Genomic DNA, 18984 nt, shown 5'->3' on the forward strand with positions numbered 1-18984 from the left:
TTTCAAGACTTGGACCCTCAAATAACAGGGAAAGTCATCCCCTCTAGATTCCTGATTTCCTCTATAATTATATTTATCCTTTCATCAGGCTCCTTCAAATCGATTCCATAGGCTTCCGACACAATTCGATAATAGCCTTCTGCCCATCCTTCGAGATTCGGTATATTCAATGGATAAAGCAGGATATTATGCCTTTTAACCATTTCCATTGCCTGTTCGAACATGATAGGATTATTATTTTCCAACCTGTCACGTAAGGTTTTATGTATGTCAGATAAAAAATGCGTTTCTTCAACAATTGGTAAGTCTACTATATTCACTGTAATAGTTTGACCGAACTTATCCACCTCTACAATCTTATCCACTTCCTGCTCTTTTAATATGGATAAAGTAAAGGTTTTTAAAAAAGGATGTTTTTCTTCTATTAAATATTGGCAAAGCAGCCCTACCCACGGTCTAATATTTTGCCCTGCAAGTGAAGATAGCATAAAAAATTGCTCTTGCATCGTTCCGGTTTCCAAAATAACTTTTATTTCTTCCTCCTGAATTTGAGGTGATTCGACTTTAAATTCAGGAAAATCATCTGAATATTCCTGTTCGCTGCCCTGTTCCACAATTCGTTTACTCATAGCCAATAGATGTTCTAATGATTCAACTCTGCCTTCAGGTACTTGATTTTCTTCCAATAACGCTTCGACTACCGATATAATCTCGCGATGTTCATTTAATTGCAGAAGGATCATTAAATAAATATTGATGACATGAAAATACTCTCCAATTCCATTTCCCATCATCTTATTCACTATAGCTTTTGCATCTTGGTAATTCCCGAGCTCTACAAGTGACAGAGCCAATCCGATATTGATATCTTCATCTTCCGGTTCCAATTCATACGCCTGGCCAAATAATTCACGGGCATTTTTGAATTTTTTCTCCTCCATGGCTTGCATACCTTTTTTGAGGAGCAATTGTGCCAGATTAGGAAAAGGAATTACCTTTTCATCCTTTCGTTCACTTTTTGTGTTCTTCATAACAAACCGCCTTGATTTTTTTGAATTAATTGTCGTTAGTTTAGCATGCCTTTCCATGAAAAACAAAAAATCTTTCTGTTATTCACTCAATAAACAATGAAACGCAAAAAAACATAGACTATATATCTTGTAGTCTATGCCAGTATTCTCTGTTCGTATTGATTGATTTCTTCATTATACTGAAGCGTTAGTTCAATTTCATCCCAACCATTAATCAGCATGTTCTTCCAATATGGATGAATATCAAATCGAGCAAGTACGTTTTCTTGTGCTCTCAATTCTTGATTAGGTAGATCAACCGTTAGATCCAACGGTGTTTTACGTATAAATTCCTTTAGTGAAGCAAGAGTCTCTTTTTCTAAGGTTATCGGCAGTATTCCATTTTGCAAACAGTTTTGATGAAAAATATCTGCAAAGGAGGAAGCTAAAATTACTTTAAACCCATAATCCCCCAGTGCCCATGGGGCATGCTCACGAGAGGATCCACATCCAAAATTTTCACCTGCCAACAAAATGGTCGCACCTTTAGCTTCAGGCTGATTCAGTTCAAAATCGTCTCGCTCGGTTCCATCTGCATGAAAACGCCAGTCAAAAAACACATACCTGCCAAACCCGGTACGCTCAATGCGCTTTAGGAACTGCTTCGGTATAATCTGATCTGTATCGACATGATCGCGTTCAAGAATAACAGGTTTACCTGTATAGACTGTCATTTTTTCCATTTTAATGACCTCCTTTTCCAGAAATCAAAGGATTCACCGCTTCTCTGATATCTACAAACTTTCCGTAAATCGCTGCCGCTGCTGCCATGCGCGGAGATACTAAATGCGTTCTTGCTCCAGTGCCCTGTCTTCCTTCAAAATTACGGTTCGACGTGGAAGCACAATGTTCACCTGCCGGCACCACATCTGGATTCATGCTTAAGCACATGCTGCAGCCTGCTTCTCTCCATTCGAATCCAGCTGCTTTGAAAATCGTATCCAGACCTTCTTCCTCTGCCATCTTCTTAACAGCCTGTGAGCCTGGAACGACCATTGCTCTCACTCCTGCAGCAACCCTATTACCATCGATAATTTCAGCCGCTTCCCTTAAATCTTCTATCCTGGAATTTGTGCAGGAACCAATAAATACATGCTGAACCGGTATATCTGTAATTGCCTGACCTTCTTTAAGACCCATGTATTCTAGCGCTCGCTGTAATGTTTTGGCTGCTGCTGGCTTCATTGAATTTGAATGAGGGATATTCCCGGTTACTGGGCTGCACATCCCAGGATTGGTGCCCCAACTGACCATAGGAGAAATATCATCTCCATTCATGTAGATTACTTTGTCATAATCTGCATCAGCATCACTGGCCAATTCTGACCACCGCTTACAATATTCCTCGAATTCGTCCGGCACGGGAGCATATTTCCGGCCCTTCATATAAGAAAAAGTAGTTTCATCCGGGCTAACCAGACCGGCACGAGCGCCACCTTCAATAGACATATTACACATAGTCATGCGCTCTTCCATCGACATATTACGTACTACATCTCCTGCATATTCCAAAATATAACCGTTACCAAAGTTCGTTCCATTTTGAGTGATGATAAATAAAATGACATCCTTTGCAGTAACCCCATTTTGGAGTGAACCGTTTATTTCAATTTTCATCGTTTTCGGTTTGTTTTGCCAAATGGTTTGCGTCGCTAATACATGCTCCACTTCGCTCGTGCCAATTCCAAAGGCCAATGCACCAAATGCACCATGTGTAGATGTATGGCTGTCGCCGCAAACAATGGTTTTTCCCGGCCAGGTTAAGCCTAAATCAGGTCCAATTACATGGACAATTCCCTGGTCTTCACTATCAAGGCCTGCTAAAGGTACTCCAAAGTCCTGGCAATTCCGTTCAAGTGCTGTCAATTGCCTTTTCGCCACCTCATCTGTTATTACAAAACGATTAATGGTGGGGACATTATGATCCATTGTTGCAAAGGTCAAATCTGGCCTGCGTACCTTTCTTTTCTTTAGGCGAAGACCCTCAAATGCCTGAGGAGAAGTCACTTCATGAACGAGATGCAGATCGATGTATAATAAATCTGGTTTTCCCGCCTCCTTGTGCACTATATGATTTTCCCAGATTTTATCCACGATCGATTTACCCACATAGATCCCTCCTCATTTTATTGATACCTTTAATTTTTTTACGCGTACGCTTCCATAATGTGAAAAATAGCGTCCTTCTGCAAAATTTCTTCCTTAATAGACCTGGCCATTTCCGTAGTTGACAGCACTTTTCCATCTCCTGATATATCTATTGTATGTTTGCCGGAGTCCAGTACATTTTTCACCGCTTGTTCCACTATACTTGCCTCTTCTTCCATTTGGAAGGAATGGCGAAGCATCGATGCAACAGACAGAATCATTGCAATTGGATTAGCTTTATCCTGGCCTGCGATATCCGGGGCAGAGCCGTGAATTGGTTCATATAAATGCAAACCATTTTCAGAAAGACTTGCTGAAGGTAGCATTCCAAGTGAACCAGTTAAGACACTTGCCTCATCGCTCAAAATATCACCAAACATATTTTCAGTCACCAATATGTCAAATTGCCTTGGATTACGGATAAGCTGCATCGCCGCGTTGTCTACGAGCATATGCTCAAGCTTCACTTTTGGATACTCACTGGCTACTTCTTCTGCCACCTCTCTCCACATTCGGCTTGATTCTAATACATTTGCCTTATCAACGGATGTTACCTTTCCTTTTCGTTCCTTTGCCAATTCAAAAGCGAGTGTGATAATCCGCTTTACTTCTTCGCGTTCGTAATACAGAGTATCGACAGCAGATTCCATGCCATCATGATAATTACGCTTACTCGGTTTGCCAAAATATAACCCGCCCGTTAGTTCCCTCACGATTAAAAAATCCGTACCATCAATGATTTCTTTTTTCAAAGGTGATGAATCCTCGATGCTGGCATAATAACTGATTGGACGCATATTTGCGTATAAATTTAACTCTTTGCGGATTTTTAACAGCCCTTGCTCAGGTCGCATCTCCGGGGGATTATGATCCCATTTCGGACCGCCAACTGCTCCAAGTAACACGGCATCATTTCGTTTACAAAGGTCAATCGTTTTTTCAGATAAAGGGGTACCCTCCGTGTCAATCGCTGCCCCGCCAATTTGCCCATATTCAAAGACGAATTCATGCCCGAATCGTTCACCAATAGCATTGAGGATTTCGAGGGCTCCTATCATAATTTCTGGTCCAATTCCGTCACCCGGCAATACAGCAATGTTTTTTTTCATATCGAAGAAATCCCCCTTATTGATTAATTCGTGATCACCATTGATTGGTGCTCTACTGTTAAAATCACTCGGTTAATAGCATTTAAATACGCTTTGGCCGACGCTTCCAACACATCCTGGGCTAATCCCCGTCCGCTTGTTTCCACTCCCTGATAAATAATTCTTACAAACACCTGTGCCAACGCATCTCTGCCACCGCCAACTGATTGAATACGGTAATCCTGCAGCTTAACTGGTTTCTGGATGCAACGCTCGAGCGTATTGTATAACGCTTCAATACTCCCTGCTCCAGTGGCGGCCTCCTGTATTCTGTCGTTATTTACCCCTGACAATGTAACGGTTGCTGTAGGAATCTGATTGGTTCCGTATTGAACCTGAATGGAAATTAATTCATAATAGTTATCCTCTTTTGTTACTTTCTCTTCCAGTACTAACGCGACAATATCATCATCTGTCATTTCTTTCTTACGATCTGCGAGATCCTTGAATACTTTGAAAAGGTGATTAACTTCTTCATCCGACACAGGGAAGCCTAACTCTTCTAACTTTGTACGGAATGCATGCCGGCCTGAATGCTTACCAAGCACCATGGAGTTAGAACTTAATCCAACTAATTCAGGTTCAATTATCTCGTAGGTTGTTTTCTCTTTAAGCACACCGTCTTGATGAATGCCGGATTCATGTGCAAAGGCATTTTTACCTACTACAGCTTTATTTGGCGGGATTACCATACCTGTCAGTTTACTGACCAATTCACTTGTACGTTTAATTTCACTAAGAACCAAGCCGGTTTCTGCCTGATAAAAATCTTTTCTTGTATATAGGCCAAGCGCTACTTCTTCCAGTGCAGTATTCCCGGCCCGTTCACCAATTCCATTAATGGTACCTTCTATCTGAGTCGCTCCGGCCAGAATCGCTGCCATAGAATTGGCGGTCGCCAATCCTAAATCGTCATGGCAATGGGCAGACAACGTAACCTGATCTATAGATGGAACGTGGCTCATTAGATATCGGAAGACTTCACTGTATTCTTTCGGTGTGATATAACCAACCGTATCCGGGATATTGATGATCTTTGCTCCGGCTTTGATAGCTTCTTCCACAATCCGAGCCAGGAATGGAAGCTCTGTTCGGCAAGCATCTTCAGCTGACCATTGAATAACCGGGAAATACTTCGAAGCATAACGGATCGAAGCCACGGCAGCTTCAACTACCTGATCCTCCGTCATTTTCAGCTTATACTGCCTGTGTATGGGTGATGTAGCAAGAAAGACATGTATCCTCGGGTCGGCCGTTTGCTTTAAAGCTCCCCACACTGCATCAATATCACTTTCCACAGATCTTGCCAGTCCTGTTACCGTTGAATTTTTGACTAAATCAGCAATTTTCTTCACTGATTCGAAATCTCCTGGAGAGGCTGCGGGAAAACCAGCCTCAATGATATCTACACCCATTTTTTCTAATTGTTTGGCTATCTCCAGTTTTTCGGTCAAATTAAGAGTGACTCCGGCAGATTGTTCTCCATCACGTAAGGTCGTGTCAAAAATATTAATTTTTCGCACTGCCGACCACTTCTTTCTGTTTCTTTTTTTGCTGTTGAATAAATGGCATCATTTGACGAAGTTCTCTGCCTACCTGTTCAATTGGATGTGCATTTTCCTGTGCCTGTGTCGCGTTAAATACAGGTCTGTTCACTTGATTTTCAAGCAGCCATCCTTTTGCAAATGTGCCATTCTGAATTTCTTTTAACACTTGCTTCATTTCTTCTTTAACAGCCGGGCCAACTACGCGGGGACCTGAAACAAAATCACCCCATTGAGCGGTATCAGAAATGGAATAGCGCATCCCTTCCATGCCGCCTTCATACATGAGATCAACAATTAATTTCAATTCATGTAAACATTCAAAGTAAGCAAGCTCAGGCTGATAGCCAGCTTCCGTCAGCGTTTCAAAACCTGCCTTTACCAAGGAGGTAAGTCCCCCGCAAAGTACTGCCTGTTCTCCAAATAAATCTGTTTCGGTCTCTTCCTTGAATGTAGTTTCAAGAGCTCCTGCCCTAAGTGCTCCAATCCCTTTTGCGTAAGCCAATGCAACTTCTCTTGCTTCACCTGACACATCCTGATAGATGGCAAATAATGCTGGAACACCTGCCCCTTGTTCAAATGTCCTTCTGACTAAATGGCCCGGTCCTTTTGGCGCCACTAGGGATACATCTACAAATGCCGGAGGAACAATTTGATGATAATGGACATTGAAACCATGAGCGAACATCAGTGTATGACCTTTTCGCAAGACTGGTTCAATCTCTGCTTTATATACTTTTGTTTGATGTTCATCCGGTAAGAGAATCATGATTACATCTGCTTCCTCGCTTGCTTCCCTAACAGATTTAACATCAAATCCATCTTCAACCGCCTGGTTCCAAGATTTACCCTCTCGCAATCCAATAACTACTTCAAATCCGCTTTCCCGTAAGTTCTGTGCATGGGCATGCCCCTGTGATCCATATCCAATAACTGCTACCTTTTTATTTGATAAAGCTGCTTCATTTGCTTCATTTTGATAGTACATTTTTGCCATAATTGTTCTCTCCCTTTTTCATTTTTATTTAGACAATTGAATAATTCTTTGTTCCCTGGTTGCCCATTTGAGTGGAGCGGGCAAAAGCGGTAGTGCCTGTTCTAGCTAATTCCTTAATTCCGTACGGCTTGACTAATTCGATAAAAGCTTCTATTTTATTTGATTCACCGGTTATTTGAATCACAAGACTTTCTTTGCCAATATCAATAACCGAAGCTCTAAAAGGCTCAATGAGTGAGTAAATCTCACTTCTCGATTGGGGAGTGGCTGTTACTTTTACTAACGCAAGCTCCCTGGCTACAACGGATTGATCTGTTATGTCCTGTACCTTTATGACATCAATCTGTTTATTTAATTGTTTGGTAATTTGTTCTGCAATTTGCACGGATTCGACGTTTACAACACAAGTTATTCGCGCTCTCTCCTCCATTTCGGATTGCCCTACCGTAATACTTTCAATGTTATAATTTCGTTTCGTAAATAAATTGGTAATCCGGTTAAGGACACCCGGTCTGTTTAGAACGGTTAAAGTGATGATCCTTTTCAATTTTTCTTCACCCCTACCATTTCATTAATTCCCTTTCCAGGTGCAACCATTGGGTATACATTTTCTTTAGGTTCTACAAAAATATTGATTAGTACTGGACTATCTTTACTAAATTCTTCGTTAAATACCCTTTCAGCTTCTTCCTCCGTCCGGATATCGAATCCCTTTATTCCATAAGCTTCAGCCAGCTTGCTGAAGGAGGGCTGGGAACGAAATACACTTTCTGAGTATCGGGATTCATAAAAGATTTCCTGCCATTGGCGTACCATTCCAAGAGAACCATTATTGATAATGATAATTTTTACTGGCAAGTTCAGTTCTGCGATAACAGCAAGTTCCTGAATGGACATTTGGATACCCCCATCACCATTTACGGAGATAACCAAATCATCTGGTTCAGCAATTTGTGCTCCAATCGCAGCCGGTAATCCAAACCCCATCGTGCCAAGTCCTCCGGAGGTTACCCATGCATTCGGACGCTTAAAAGGATAATACTGGGCAGCCCACATTTGATGCTGACCAACATCGGTTGTCACGATGGCATCCCCATTACTCATTTCATAAATCATTTCCATAATTCTCTGTGGTTTCAGGTGCTGACCGTTCCCCTTGTCATAATAGAATGGTGCATCCTCCAGCCAATTCTGAATTTGCTTCCTCCAGCCCTCGTTATCTGGCTGTTTGCCATTCTGCTTGATTAAATGCTTCAGAGCATGCCTGGCATCTCCTACAACCGGGATAGCCGTCGGAACATTTTTACCGATTTCAGCAGGATCAATGTCTATATGGGCAACCATTGCATGCGGTGCAAATTTTGATAGATTACCTGTTAAACGATCGTCAAACCTGGCACCAATATTGATTAATAGGTCACATTCAGACAGTGCCATATTGGCTGCGTATATTCCGTGCATCCCTCCCATTCCGATGTAAAGCGGATGACTCGGAGGAAAACTGCCAAGTCCCAATAATGTATTAACGACTGGGATTTGCTGTTGCTCAGCATATTCAAGTAAGTACTTTGAGGCTTTCGCATGAAGGATACCTGCACCAGCCAAGAAAACGGGTTTCTTAGAAGAACTGACTGCTTCTACGAGTCTTCTAATCTGCAAATAATTAGGTTCATACTTTGGCTGATATCCCGGCAAATGGATTGTCTCAGGTTCCTCTTCTATTGCTACGAGCTGAGCCATATCTTTCGGAATATCAATGAGGACTGGCCCTGGCCGTCCTGTTGAAGCAATATGAAAGGCCTCCTTCACGATTCTTGGAATATCTGCCGTATTTCGAATTTGATAATTATGCTTTGTGATCGGTGTTGTAACTCCTAAAATATCTGCCTCCTGAAAAGCATCTGTTCCGATTACTCCTGTACCAACCTGACCGGTAAAAACGACTAAAGGCAAGGAATCCATCATGGCATCAGCAAGACCTGTGACAATATTGGTTGCTCCGGGACCAGAGGTAGCAATTACCACTCCAGGCTTTCCACTTATCCTTGCATATCCTTCAGCCGCATAGATTGCGCCTTGCTCATGTCTTGGCAACACATGCTTCAATCCCGATTTATAAAGTGCATCATAAATGGGTAGAACGGCACCTCCGGGGTATCCAAATAAAACCTCCACTCCTTGCTTTTTCAGGGCATTGACCAACATCTCGGCTCCGCTGATTTTTATTTCAGTTTGTAGGCTTTTCTTCTCAGCAAGAGCTGTTTTCTCCAACATGGAATCTACCTCCTGTTTAGTGATAGGCTTATTTGCCAGGTCTTTTTTAAAAATAAAAAAGCCTTTTCATCACATACGTTTCCCAATTGAAACGCAGGGATGAAAAGGCTTGTTGTCCTTTCCATGGTACCACCCTAATTCATAATTGATTTCATCAATCATGCACTCTTTACTTTTGATAACGGGTTGATCGGTCAAACCCGGTCTGTATTACTGGAGAGTTCATACAGACGCTCAAAGGGGAGTTCATACTTGGAAACAGTACCGATTCTCAGCACCATCGGCTCTCTGTAACTGTTCAGCCCACTTACTACTTATCCTTATCATCGCTTCTACTTATTAAATTCTTGTTATTAGTTCCACTATTATAAATCCAAATAATTACTAATTTGTTATCTCGTTGAAATTTATAATACGACCTTCCAGACACATAGTCAACTGATTTTTCTAAATTATTAGACTATTTAATTAATTCTGAATAATTGTATGCGCTTTCATTGTTTTTGCTAAGCGGTTTTCCTATTTTTAAATTTTTATCATCGCAATATCATTTGTAATTAAAAGAAATAAATGAAATTTCATCTCTATTTTTTACACAAAAAAAGAGCCTATAAGCTCTGGAATTTATTGTGACACTCTGATTCTGGGTATAAATTTCACTAAAATAATAAATACAATAGCTGCTAAAAGTGTATAAGGCAAGTATTTCCCAAACAGGTCGGTAAAACGGAACGGTGCTTCATGGATAAACTCGGCTTTCTTCCATTTTTAGTTACCGATTTCAACAGCAATGGCAGAATCAGAAGATTGATTATTCAATTTATAATACTTAGTGCCTACAGGGTATATGTTAGAGCCATTCCCTTTATATTGTCCGGTATCGTAATCTGCTATTGACTCCACCTTGCCTATGTATTTACCAATTTTCCGAGGATCTATTGCCTCATCTTCCTTCATTTCATATACCTTACCCTCCCAAACAACAAAGTATTTATTCCAACTTAATACTTGGGCCAATGATAGATAGATGAATGAAAGGACAAATAGTATCAGGGTCGTCTTTTTTTCAAAGCAATCGAACTCCTTCTTAAATACTATTTTAATAGTAGCATATAATTTCCATATTATTTACATATAATTCAATAAAAAATCCTGCGGATCAATTACCACAGGATTTCACATTATGAAGTCTGGATATTTTTATACTGGCTTTCATACATTTCACTGTATCGACCTTTATGACGTAATAATTCTTCATGCGTTCCACTCTCTTTGACTTGGCCGTCATCAATGACCATAATCTTATCTGCCTCGCGAATCGTACTGAGCCTGTGTGCAATCACAAAGCTGGTACGTCCTCTCATCACTTTACGCATAGCATTCTGTATGGCAAGCTCTGTTCTCGTATCTACACTGCTCGTTGCCTCATCTAGGATCAGGATTGCTGGATCCTTTAATATTGCCCGGGCAATAGCTAGCAGCTGCTTGTTCCCTTGGCTGAGATTCGAGCCATTTTCTAGAAGCATCGTATCGTAGCCATTTGGAAGTCTTGTAATAAAATAATGAGCATTTGCCGTTCTGGCAGCTTCAATCATTTCTTCATCTGTAGCATCCAACCGGCCATATTTTATATTCTCTTTAATGGTTCCCGTAAACAAATACGTGTCCTGCAGCACAATCCCAAACGTATCTCTTAAGCTCTCTCTTGTATAATCACGAATATCTACCCCATCGATTAAGATGCTCCCTTCAGATACCTCATAAAATCTGGTTAAGAGATTCGTAATGGTTGTCTTCCCTGCACCAGTTGGTCCCACTAGCGCATTGTGGCTGCCCGTTTTTGCTTCAAAACTGATATTTTTTAAGATGGGGTGATTTGCGTCATATCCAAATGAAACATTCTTAAACGTTACATTTCCTTCTGAATGCCGGAGTGGAACCGCATGCTCGCCATCTTTTGTCTCTTCATTCTCATCAATCACCTGGAATACTCGTTCAGCACCTGCAACTGCAGACTGAAATAGATTGAATATATTGGCCAATTCATTTAACGGTTTCGTAAACTGCCTTGAATAGCTGACAAAACTGGCGATCACCCCAATCGTTACAGCTTCATTTACAGCCAAGATACCGCCTACAATTGCAATCGCGGCCAGTCCAAGATTATTAATTGCATTCATTAATGGCATTAAATAACCTGACCAGATTTGTGCCTTCCTTCCTGATTCAAATAATTTACCATTGATTTCTTCAAACGTCTCGACCACTTGATTTTCTCTATTAAAGGCTTTAATAATAAGCGTTCCGGATATCGTTTCTTCTATATGTCCGTTCAATTTGCCTAAATGTTTTTGCTGTTCCCGAAATAAAACCCGTGTCCGTTTAGCAATCATTTTCGTCAGCAAATACATAAATGGTATCGTAATACATGCAGCAACCGTCAAAATGGGGCTCAATATTAGCATCATAATAAATGATCCCGTTATTGTGATGACTCCACCCATCAGCTGCGTAGTCGATTGAGAAATACTACTGCTGACATTATCGATATCATTTGTAACTCTGCTCATCATATCGCCATGGGCATGCGAATCAAAATAACCGATTGGTAATTTAAGCAGCTTATGAAATAGCTTGCTTCTTAAAGATTGAACAACCCGCTGAGAAACTCGGACCATCATCCAGCCCTGGAGCAAACTGGATATTCCATCTGTTACATAGACCACAGCCAAAATTAGAATCATCATATGTAATAAGTTCAGGTCAACTGATTCCTTCGCAATCGTATCGACCGTTCTTCCAATCCAATAGGGAACAAATAAGCTGATAGCTGAACTAATAACAACAAAGCCAAAAATAATCCACAGACTTCTCTTTTCAGACCCAAAAAATCCCCAAATCCGTTTAAGAGTTCCCGTAAAATCCTTAGGTTTTTCTACAGGAGCAAATCGGCCCGCACCATGGCCATGGCCTCTTCCCCCTGGTTTCGGCATTTGCGGCTGTGAGGGCTTGCTTCCATTCTCCGATTTATTTGCCATGGCTAACCATCTCCTCACCTATTTGCGAACGTATAATTTCCTGATAAACCGGATTATGTGTTTTTAACTCTTCATGATTTCCAATACCTACTATTTTCCCATTATCCATAATGATAATTTTGTCGGCATCCATAACAGAGGTTATTCTTTGGGCAATCAAAAAAATCATCGACCCTTTCGTTCTTTCCCCTAATGATTCCTTTAATTGCTTCTCCGTGACCGCATCAAGTGCGCTGGTTGAATCATCAAGAATTAAAACAGATGATTTTTTCAACAGGGCTCTGGCAATCGATAATCTTTGCTTTTGGCCACCGGAAAGATTAATTCCGCCCTGTCCAAGATGAGTATCATACCCATTGGGCAAAGCCTCTATGAATGTATGGGCACAGGCTGCCTTGGCTGCCTGTACCACCTCTTCCATACTGGCATTCCCATTTCCCCAAAGTATATTTTCTTTAATCGTTCCCGTAAATAATATAGATTTCTGAGGCACATATGCCACAGACTCTCTCAATAAAGCTGGGTCCATCATTTGAATGTTTACCCCATTCATATAAATGGCACCTTTAGAAGGTTCATACAATCTAGGAATCAAGTTAACCAGACTGCTCTTTCCTGATCCGGTTGAACCTATTATCCCAACTGTCTCTCCCATATTTACATGAAAGGTAGCATCTTTTACTACAAAGTCCTTCGTTCCAAAGTATGAAAAACCAACTTGATTAAAAAAGATACCTTCTTTATCAATAGCTTTTCCAGATGTATCAAGTGTTGAAGGAGGCTCCTCAGTATTAAATACTTCTCCAATCCTTCCGGCAGATACCCTTGCCCGAACAAAGAAATTAAATATCATTGAAATCATCGATAAAGATACTAAGATTTGAGTCATATAGTTCACATAGGCAACAATTTGTCCAACCTGCATCTGTCCATTATTTATATTCCAACCGCCCACTAAAAGGACGAGCACAATTCCAAAATTCACGGTTAGCATGATTCCAGGACTAAATACAGACATTACTCGCATAGCTTTAATAGAGGTTTCTGCCAAATCATCATTCCGTTCTTCAAAACGCTCCTTCTCAAACTTAGAACGATTGAATGCCCTGATCACCCGTATGCCGGATAAATATTCTCTCATTACCCCGTTCAAGCGATCTGTCACTTTTTGAACGCGGATAAAGAAAGGAAAGCTAAGTTTCAGATTCAGCATAATGATACCCGCTACAATCGGAATAATAATTAATAGAATCCATGATATAGAAGCATTTAAACGGACTGCCATGATAATGCTCCCTATACAAATCAATGGAGCCTTCACCATAATTCTCATCAAGCCGTTCACAAATACTTGCACCTGCGTTACGTCATTTGTAAGCCTTGTAACTAGAGTCGCTGCTTCAAAACGGTTCATTTGCACGAGTTTTAAAGACTGTATCTTTTTATATAAATCAGAGCGAAGTTCGGCTCCCATTTTTTGCGAAATATTACTGGAGATTATATTCCTGCTTATCGCACCCAACGCACCTACTGCCGTAACAACTAACATCACTCCGCCCATTTCCAATACAAAAGAAAGGTCTTTATTTGCTACACCTTTATCAATCATCGTTGCTAATATCGTAGGCAGAAGCAAATCACAAATGGCTTCAACCATTAAAAATAGAATCGCAACCGTAAATAAAACTCCATATTTCTTTATATATTTTCGTAAATACCCCATACCTTCACCTTTTTTCGTTACCGACATATGACTACATCCTTATTTTGCTAAAACCTTTTCAATCATACAAGTAAAAAGCCCAATTTACCTTTCCTTTTAAAAACAGTTTAGGAGCTTTATATATAGATAGATAAAAAAACACACGGAATTTCCTAATCGGAAACCCGTGTGTATTCATATTTACATATTTGATTTTTTCAGATAGAGATATACAGGATAACCCAATGCGGTAATCGCTAATCCAATTAAAGAATATAAGGTATCGGTAAAAACCGTACATACCAATATATATACTCCACCAATGATTCCGACAAGCGGAACAAACGGATAGAAAGGAACTCGATAAGTCGGAACTAAGTCCTTACGCTTTTTACGAAGGATGAAAACCCCGTAAATGGCCATTACAAAGAAAATCCATGTGGCAAATAAGGCCAGAGTAGACAGTGTATTAAATGATCCAGATAAAATATAAATAATCGATAAGACCACTTCAAAAATAAAGACATTAATCGGTGTACTTGTACGGCTTTCAACACGTCCCATAACATGATGGAACGGGAAGATCTTGCTTTGTGCCATCGCAAATGGCACTCGGACACCTGTCATCAAATATCCGTTCAATGTACCAAATATAGAGATTAGAATCCCTATCGAGATAATCGCTGAGCCGCCGCTTCCAAAAAGAATGAGAGCAGCATCCGTTGCTACTTTTTCTGTCGTAACAATCTCCTGAACAGACATAACAGAGAAAAAGGCTACGTTTATTAGGACATAAGCTGCAATAATAATTGTCATTCCAAATAAAATAGAGCGTGGTAAGTCGCGCTGAGGATTTTTCATTTCTCCAGCCATATTTCCAACACTCACCCAGCCTTCATAGGCAAACAAAGTTCCTAGGATTGCAGCACCAAAGCTAGTTAGGGTAAAGCTATGAACAGATTCTCCCGAGAATAGCGATGCTGTTTCTTTCCCCATTCCATGAATAATTCCAAACACGATAATGGCAATAATTGGAATCATTTTAGCTATCGTAGAAATGAACTGAATCCTGCCTCCAAGTTTAGTTGAGATGATATTTAGTGCGGCCACAAATACTAAAATACCAATCGCTAATAATTTTTGCTGGAGGTCTGTCATAGGCATAAAATATGTTGCTTGTGTGGCAAAAACGATGGATAGCGCCGCCAGAATGCCTGGTATATAGATTAACGCTTGTACCCATCCAAATAGGAAAGCAAATTTTTCTCCATAAAGCTCCTTCAAATAAGCGAATACCCCACCTGTCTCCGGTATAGCTGAGCCAATCTCAGCCAACGTCAGAGCAGCTGCAAGAGTAATTAATCCCCCAAGTAACCAAGCTATAATAGCCGCAACTGGAGAACCGGCGCTTTCCAATACTGGAGTAGCTTTAAAAAATATACCTGATCCAATTACAACCCCAACTACAATGGTTAAGGCTTCTTTCAAACCAATCTCTTTCTTTAAAACAGCTCCCGCTGCATAGATGTTCTTCTTTTGATGTTTTGACATGGCTTAATTAATCCTCTCAAAATAAGTTCCTTATTTCACATATTAAAAATGTTATCCGAAAGAGAGAAGTTATTCAAGACAATTATTGATTTATTAATCATATTAGTATAGCAAAAATTGAATTTATTAATTGATACACTCCTAAATTATCCTATTTTATTTAATAATTACTTCACTAATTATTTGCTCACAATATTTTATAGGAGTATGGTGTGTTCTAGTTTCTAATATCTCTTGATGACGAACTAGCTTCCTTTCCAAAACCTAGTCTTGAAACCGTTATTTTTTATGGATATACATAAACATTTGAGTTTTATATTTTAACCTCTTATATAAAAGTTTAGAATTTGTTCTGAATCTTCACATAGTTAAATTTTACCACTAATCAAAAAACATTTATAATTAAAATTGAATCATATAAGGAGGTTGGAACTATGACGAAACAAGTATATGTCATTACAGGCGGATCTGGCGGAATGGGGAAAGCAACTGCTGAATTAGTCGGCAAGAAGGGGACTGTCCTTTTAGCAGACGTTTCGCATGAACGCTTACTTCAAACAAAAGAGGAATTGGCTGGAAAAGGGATTACAGATGTCCACATTCAAGTCGTTGATATTACATCTAAGGAAAACGTTGCAGACCTAGCTGATAAGGCTGCTGAGCTGGGTACATTAAAAGGATTAGTTCATACAGCAGGCCTTTCTCCTACTATGGCGGATTCAAAACGGATTACAGAAGTTAACCTGGTTGGGACAGGCATTATTCTAGAAGCTTTCCTTCCACTTGCTACAGAAGGAACAGCGGTCGTTTGCATCTCTTCCATGAGCGGTTATATGGCTCCCCGTCAAGGCCCTTATATGGAAGTACTAAAACAGCCGTTAGCTGAAAATGCCGTGGAAACAATGGAGCAATTTGCCCAAGGGAATCCTGGGGCTGCCTACAGTTTATCTAAATTAGGCGTACAATTAATTGTTGAGGACCAGGCATGGACATGGGGAGAAAAAGGCGCACGTATAAATTCTCTCTCTCCTGGAACAATCAACACACCAATGGGACGTCAGGAAGCCTCAAAGCAAGCAGAAATGAAGAAGATACTTGAAATTACACCTTTACGTCGTGAAGGGGAATCAAAAGAGATTGCAACAGCTGTAGAATTTTTATTAAGCGATGCGGCTTCTTATATCACAGGTATCGACTTACGTGTAGATGGCGGTACTGTAGCAAATCTAGCAAAACATAAATAATCAATCCTACAGTAATAGTAAATACTCTATTGCACTCTGAACATTAGGTTTCAAGCTTAACTTTCAGGGTGCTTTGTATGAATGCCTTCCACTACGTCTTCTCCATATCGCCGCTCTATTAATCTGACAATTTATCCTTCTTAGACCTATACATCATCCAATATCCAATATCTGCGAAGCCAATTCGTTTATATATAGCGCCAGCATTTGGATTATCATAAAACAAGCATATTTCCTTTCCCTCACTAAGAAGCTGCTTGCATAACTTGACCATACATTTCGTAGCATAGCCTTTTTTCTTATAATCTCCTAAAGTAGCGACAGCGACTACCATAGCTGAGCAGGAATTTTCCGCTGTAGTCGAAGCGGATGAAACAACTTTCCCATTATCGGTAATATAAGCACAACGCGAAAAACCATCCTTTAAACTTTTACGTTTTTCTTCTACCGACGTACATGAATTTTTAAATTCCGGGATATTTTGCAGCAATTTAACAATTCGTTCTGCATCATCAGGTGCAGCATACTGTACTTCTGTCGTATCTACATAGCCAGCCTCAGCGTTTAAAACTTGGCATTTCGCATAAAATGTTTGCCTTTTATTTAAAAGTCTCTGCTGTAAATAGGGTTCAATATTCTCAGTGACTTCCTTTAGACCGGACATCATGGAAAATTCAGGATCATTCAGCATAATATCAGCAAATCCTTTTGCATCAAATAGATCATTCTCAGCATATGGGATATAGTTTTCTATGTATTTTAAAAGAACGGCAATCAGATTCCCATTTGTATCAAACTCTCCCCAAACCTTTTGGAAATCTTCCTCATATCCATACGCTTCAATATCCCCAATTAAAAATAAGTTTTCAGAAGGCTTCGTATGAATAAAAGACACACAAACATCATGATCTTTTTCGCTTAAACGCTTAATCATTCTCCCTCACTCCCATACAAAAAAATATTGAATGCTTTAATATACAATTTAGCCCATCCACCGACAAAGAACGCGTAAAACTATGTTTTTGAATATTTTAACATAATTACCCATTTATTCAGTGGTATTCTATGTATATTTACGGTTGCTTAATAAAATCCTTACTGCCACATTTCCTTCTTCATGTTATCACTTTTCAACTGAGCTCGACGGAACAAATAGGATTGCAACGACACAATTTATTAATAAAAAAATCGCATCCTCACGGTTAAATACGTACCATCGGATGCGATGTTTTTTCATTATTGACCTTCAACCACTTCTTTTAGTATTTCGTAGGACCGCTTTTGTTTATCTTGATCATAGATATAGGAAACAGCCATAATTTCATCAGCATTATATTTTTCCTGGAAGCTGATTAGCTGCTCGCGTATGGATTGTTTTGAGCCAAGCAACGTGACACTGGACATGGATTTTGCCATTTGTTTTTCAGGTCCATTCCATAATTCATCCATGTTTTTGATTGGAGGGCTTAACAAATTTTTTGTCCCACGAACAACGTTTAGGAAAAATTGTTGCATGGTTGTAGATTCTATCTCAGCCTCTTCATCACTTTCCGCTGCAATAACATTCAAGCAGACCATCATATAAGGAGCACTTAGATATTCAGACGGCTTGAATTGATTACGGTAAATTGAGATGGCTTCTTCCAAATAAGTTGGAGCAAAATGGGCTGCAAATACATAAGGCAGACCCAATTTAGCAGCAAGAACAGCTGATTCCGTAGAGGATCCCAAAATATAAATTGGTATATTGGTGTCGACACCCGGGTACGACCTTACATAACCCTGATTCTCTTCCGGTCCCAAATAGGTTAACAAGGATTGCACATCTGAAGGAAATGTATAAACGGAATCCTTCTGTGAACGTCTTAATGCACTCGCCGTCATCATATCTGTTCCAGGCGCTCTTCCCAAGCCCAAATTAAGGCGATTTGGATAGATAGTTGCCATCGTTCCAAACTGCTCCGCCACAACTAATGGGGAATGATTAGGCAGCATAATGCCACCGGATCCGACCTCTATTTTATCTGTATGCTCCAAAATATGTTTAATTAAAATAGAAGTGGCTGAGCTAACCATTGTAGGTGTATTGTGATGCTCGGCAACCCAATATCGCTTATATCCCATCTTCTCTGTAGCCTGTGCAAGCTCAACCATTGAATCAATTGCTCCCTTTGCATCTTGGCCTTTGCGAATAGGGGCTAAATTTAGTACAGAAACAGGAACATTTATATTAATACTTTTATTTGTCATATAGTTTGGATCCTTCCA

General features: G+C 40.0%; 15 protein-coding genes and 1 other annotated feature. Of the genes, 1 reads left to right on the forward strand and 14 read right to left on the reverse strand.

Annotated elements, in window-relative coordinates; all coding sequences use genetic code 11:
• Nucleotides 1-17: 17 nt before the first annotated feature.
• The 12 genes from FHY47_RS14105 to FHY47_RS14160 all read right to left on the reverse strand — a co-directional run bounded on the left by FHY47_RS14105 (nt 18) and on the right by FHY47_RS14160 (nt 15472).
• Nucleotides 18-1031 carry a tetratricopeptide repeat protein gene (locus tag FHY47_RS14105; RefSeq protein WP_066108655.1) on the reverse strand — a complete coding sequence of 338 codons (1014 nt, stop codon included), beginning with the start codon at nt 1029-1031 and terminating at the stop codon, nt 18-20.
• Nucleotides 1032-1165: 134 nt separating this feature from the next.
• Nucleotides 1166-1753 (reverse strand): 3-isopropylmalate dehydratase small subunit, encoded by a 588-nt coding sequence (leuD, locus tag FHY47_RS14110; RefSeq protein ID WP_066108658.1) that lies wholly within the window; start codon nt 1751-1753, stop codon nt 1166-1168.
• Nucleotide 1754: 1 nt separating this feature from the next.
• Nucleotides 1755-3179 (reverse strand): 3-isopropylmalate dehydratase large subunit, encoded by a 1425-nt coding sequence (gene leuC, locus FHY47_RS14115; protein ID WP_139892828.1) that lies wholly within the window; start codon nt 3177-3179, stop codon nt 1755-1757.
• 38 nt (nt 3180-3217) lie between these two features.
• Complete coding sequence (gene leuB / locus FHY47_RS14120) at nt 3218-4327, reverse strand: 3-isopropylmalate dehydrogenase (protein ID WP_148630943.1); 1110 nt, start codon at nt 4325-4327, stop codon at nt 3218-3220.
• A gap of 23 nt (nt 4328-4350) precedes the next feature.
• Nucleotides 4351-5889 carry a 2-isopropylmalate synthase gene (locus tag FHY47_RS14125; protein ID WP_148630945.1) on the reverse strand — a complete coding sequence of 513 codons (1539 nt, stop codon included), beginning with the start codon at nt 5887-5889 and terminating at the stop codon, nt 4351-4353.
• On the reverse strand, nt 5876-6907 hold the full coding sequence (gene ilvC / locus FHY47_RS14130; protein ID WP_066108666.1) for a ketol-acid reductoisomerase: 1032 nt from the start codon (nt 6905-6907) through the stop codon (nt 5876-5878). Before ilvC ends, FHY47_RS14125 begins: the two co-directional genes overlap by 14 nt.
• Nucleotides 6908-6935: 28 nt before the next feature.
• Nucleotides 6936-7454 carry an acetolactate synthase small subunit gene (gene ilvN / locus FHY47_RS14135; protein WP_066108669.1) on the reverse strand — a complete coding sequence of 173 codons (519 nt, stop codon included), beginning with the start codon at nt 7452-7454 and terminating at the stop codon, nt 6936-6938.
• Nucleotides 7451-9181, reverse strand: coding sequence for an acetolactate synthase large subunit (gene ilvB, locus FHY47_RS14140; RefSeq protein ID WP_148630947.1), 1731 nt, complete (start codon nt 9179-9181; stop codon nt 7451-7453). The genes ilvN and ilvB overlap by 4 nt, the downstream gene beginning before the upstream one ends.
• 92 nt (nt 9182-9273) lie before the next feature.
• Nucleotides 9274-9517 (reverse strand) — a binding site (T-box leader).
• 432 nt (nt 9518-9949) lie between these two features.
• Nucleotides 9950-10138 (reverse strand): hypothetical protein, encoded by a 189-nt coding sequence (locus FHY47_RS14145; RefSeq protein ID WP_148630949.1) that lies wholly within the window; start codon nt 10136-10138, stop codon nt 9950-9952.
• 224 nt (nt 10139-10362) lie between these two features.
• A complete protein-coding gene (locus FHY47_RS14150; protein WP_148630951.1) occupies nt 10363-12219 on the reverse strand; it encodes an ABC transporter ATP-binding protein in 1857 nt (618 codons plus the stop codon).
• A complete protein-coding gene (locus tag FHY47_RS14155; protein ID WP_066109241.1) occupies nt 12209-13942 on the reverse strand; it encodes an ABC transporter ATP-binding protein in 1734 nt (577 codons plus the stop codon). Before FHY47_RS14155 ends, FHY47_RS14150 begins: the two co-directional genes overlap by 11 nt.
• Before the next feature lie 180 nt (nt 13943-14122).
• On the reverse strand, nt 14123-15472 hold the full coding sequence (locus FHY47_RS14160) for an APC family permease (protein ID WP_148630953.1): 1350 nt from the start codon (nt 15470-15472) through the stop codon (nt 14123-14125).
• Between the two features lie 434 nt (nt 15473-15906).
• On the opposite strand from FHY47_RS14160, the gene FHY47_RS14165 reads away from it, so the two are divergent.
• Nucleotides 15907-16716, forward strand: coding sequence for an SDR family oxidoreductase (locus FHY47_RS14165; RefSeq protein ID WP_148630956.1), 810 nt, complete (start codon nt 15907-15909; stop codon nt 16714-16716).
• A 118-nt stretch (nt 16717-16834) separates the two neighbouring features.
• Here the strand turns inward: FHY47_RS14165 and FHY47_RS14170 are convergent, their stop codons facing one another.
• The gene (locus FHY47_RS14170) at nt 16835-17650 is read right to left on the reverse strand and encodes a GNAT family N-acetyltransferase (RefSeq protein WP_148630958.1); all 816 of its coding nucleotides are present in this window, start codon (nt 17648-17650) and stop codon (nt 16835-16837) included.
• A gap of 302 nt (nt 17651-17952) precedes the next feature.
• The gene (locus tag FHY47_RS14175; protein WP_066108694.1) at nt 17953-18966 is read right to left on the reverse strand and encodes an LLM class flavin-dependent oxidoreductase; all 1014 of its coding nucleotides are present in this window, start codon (nt 18964-18966) and stop codon (nt 17953-17955) included.
• Nucleotides 18967-18984 lie beyond the last annotated feature (18 nt).

Source organism: Bacillus sp. E214 (assembly GCF_008087365.1).
Lineage (GTDB): Bacteria > Bacillota > Bacilli > Bacillales > Pradoshiaceae > Pradoshia.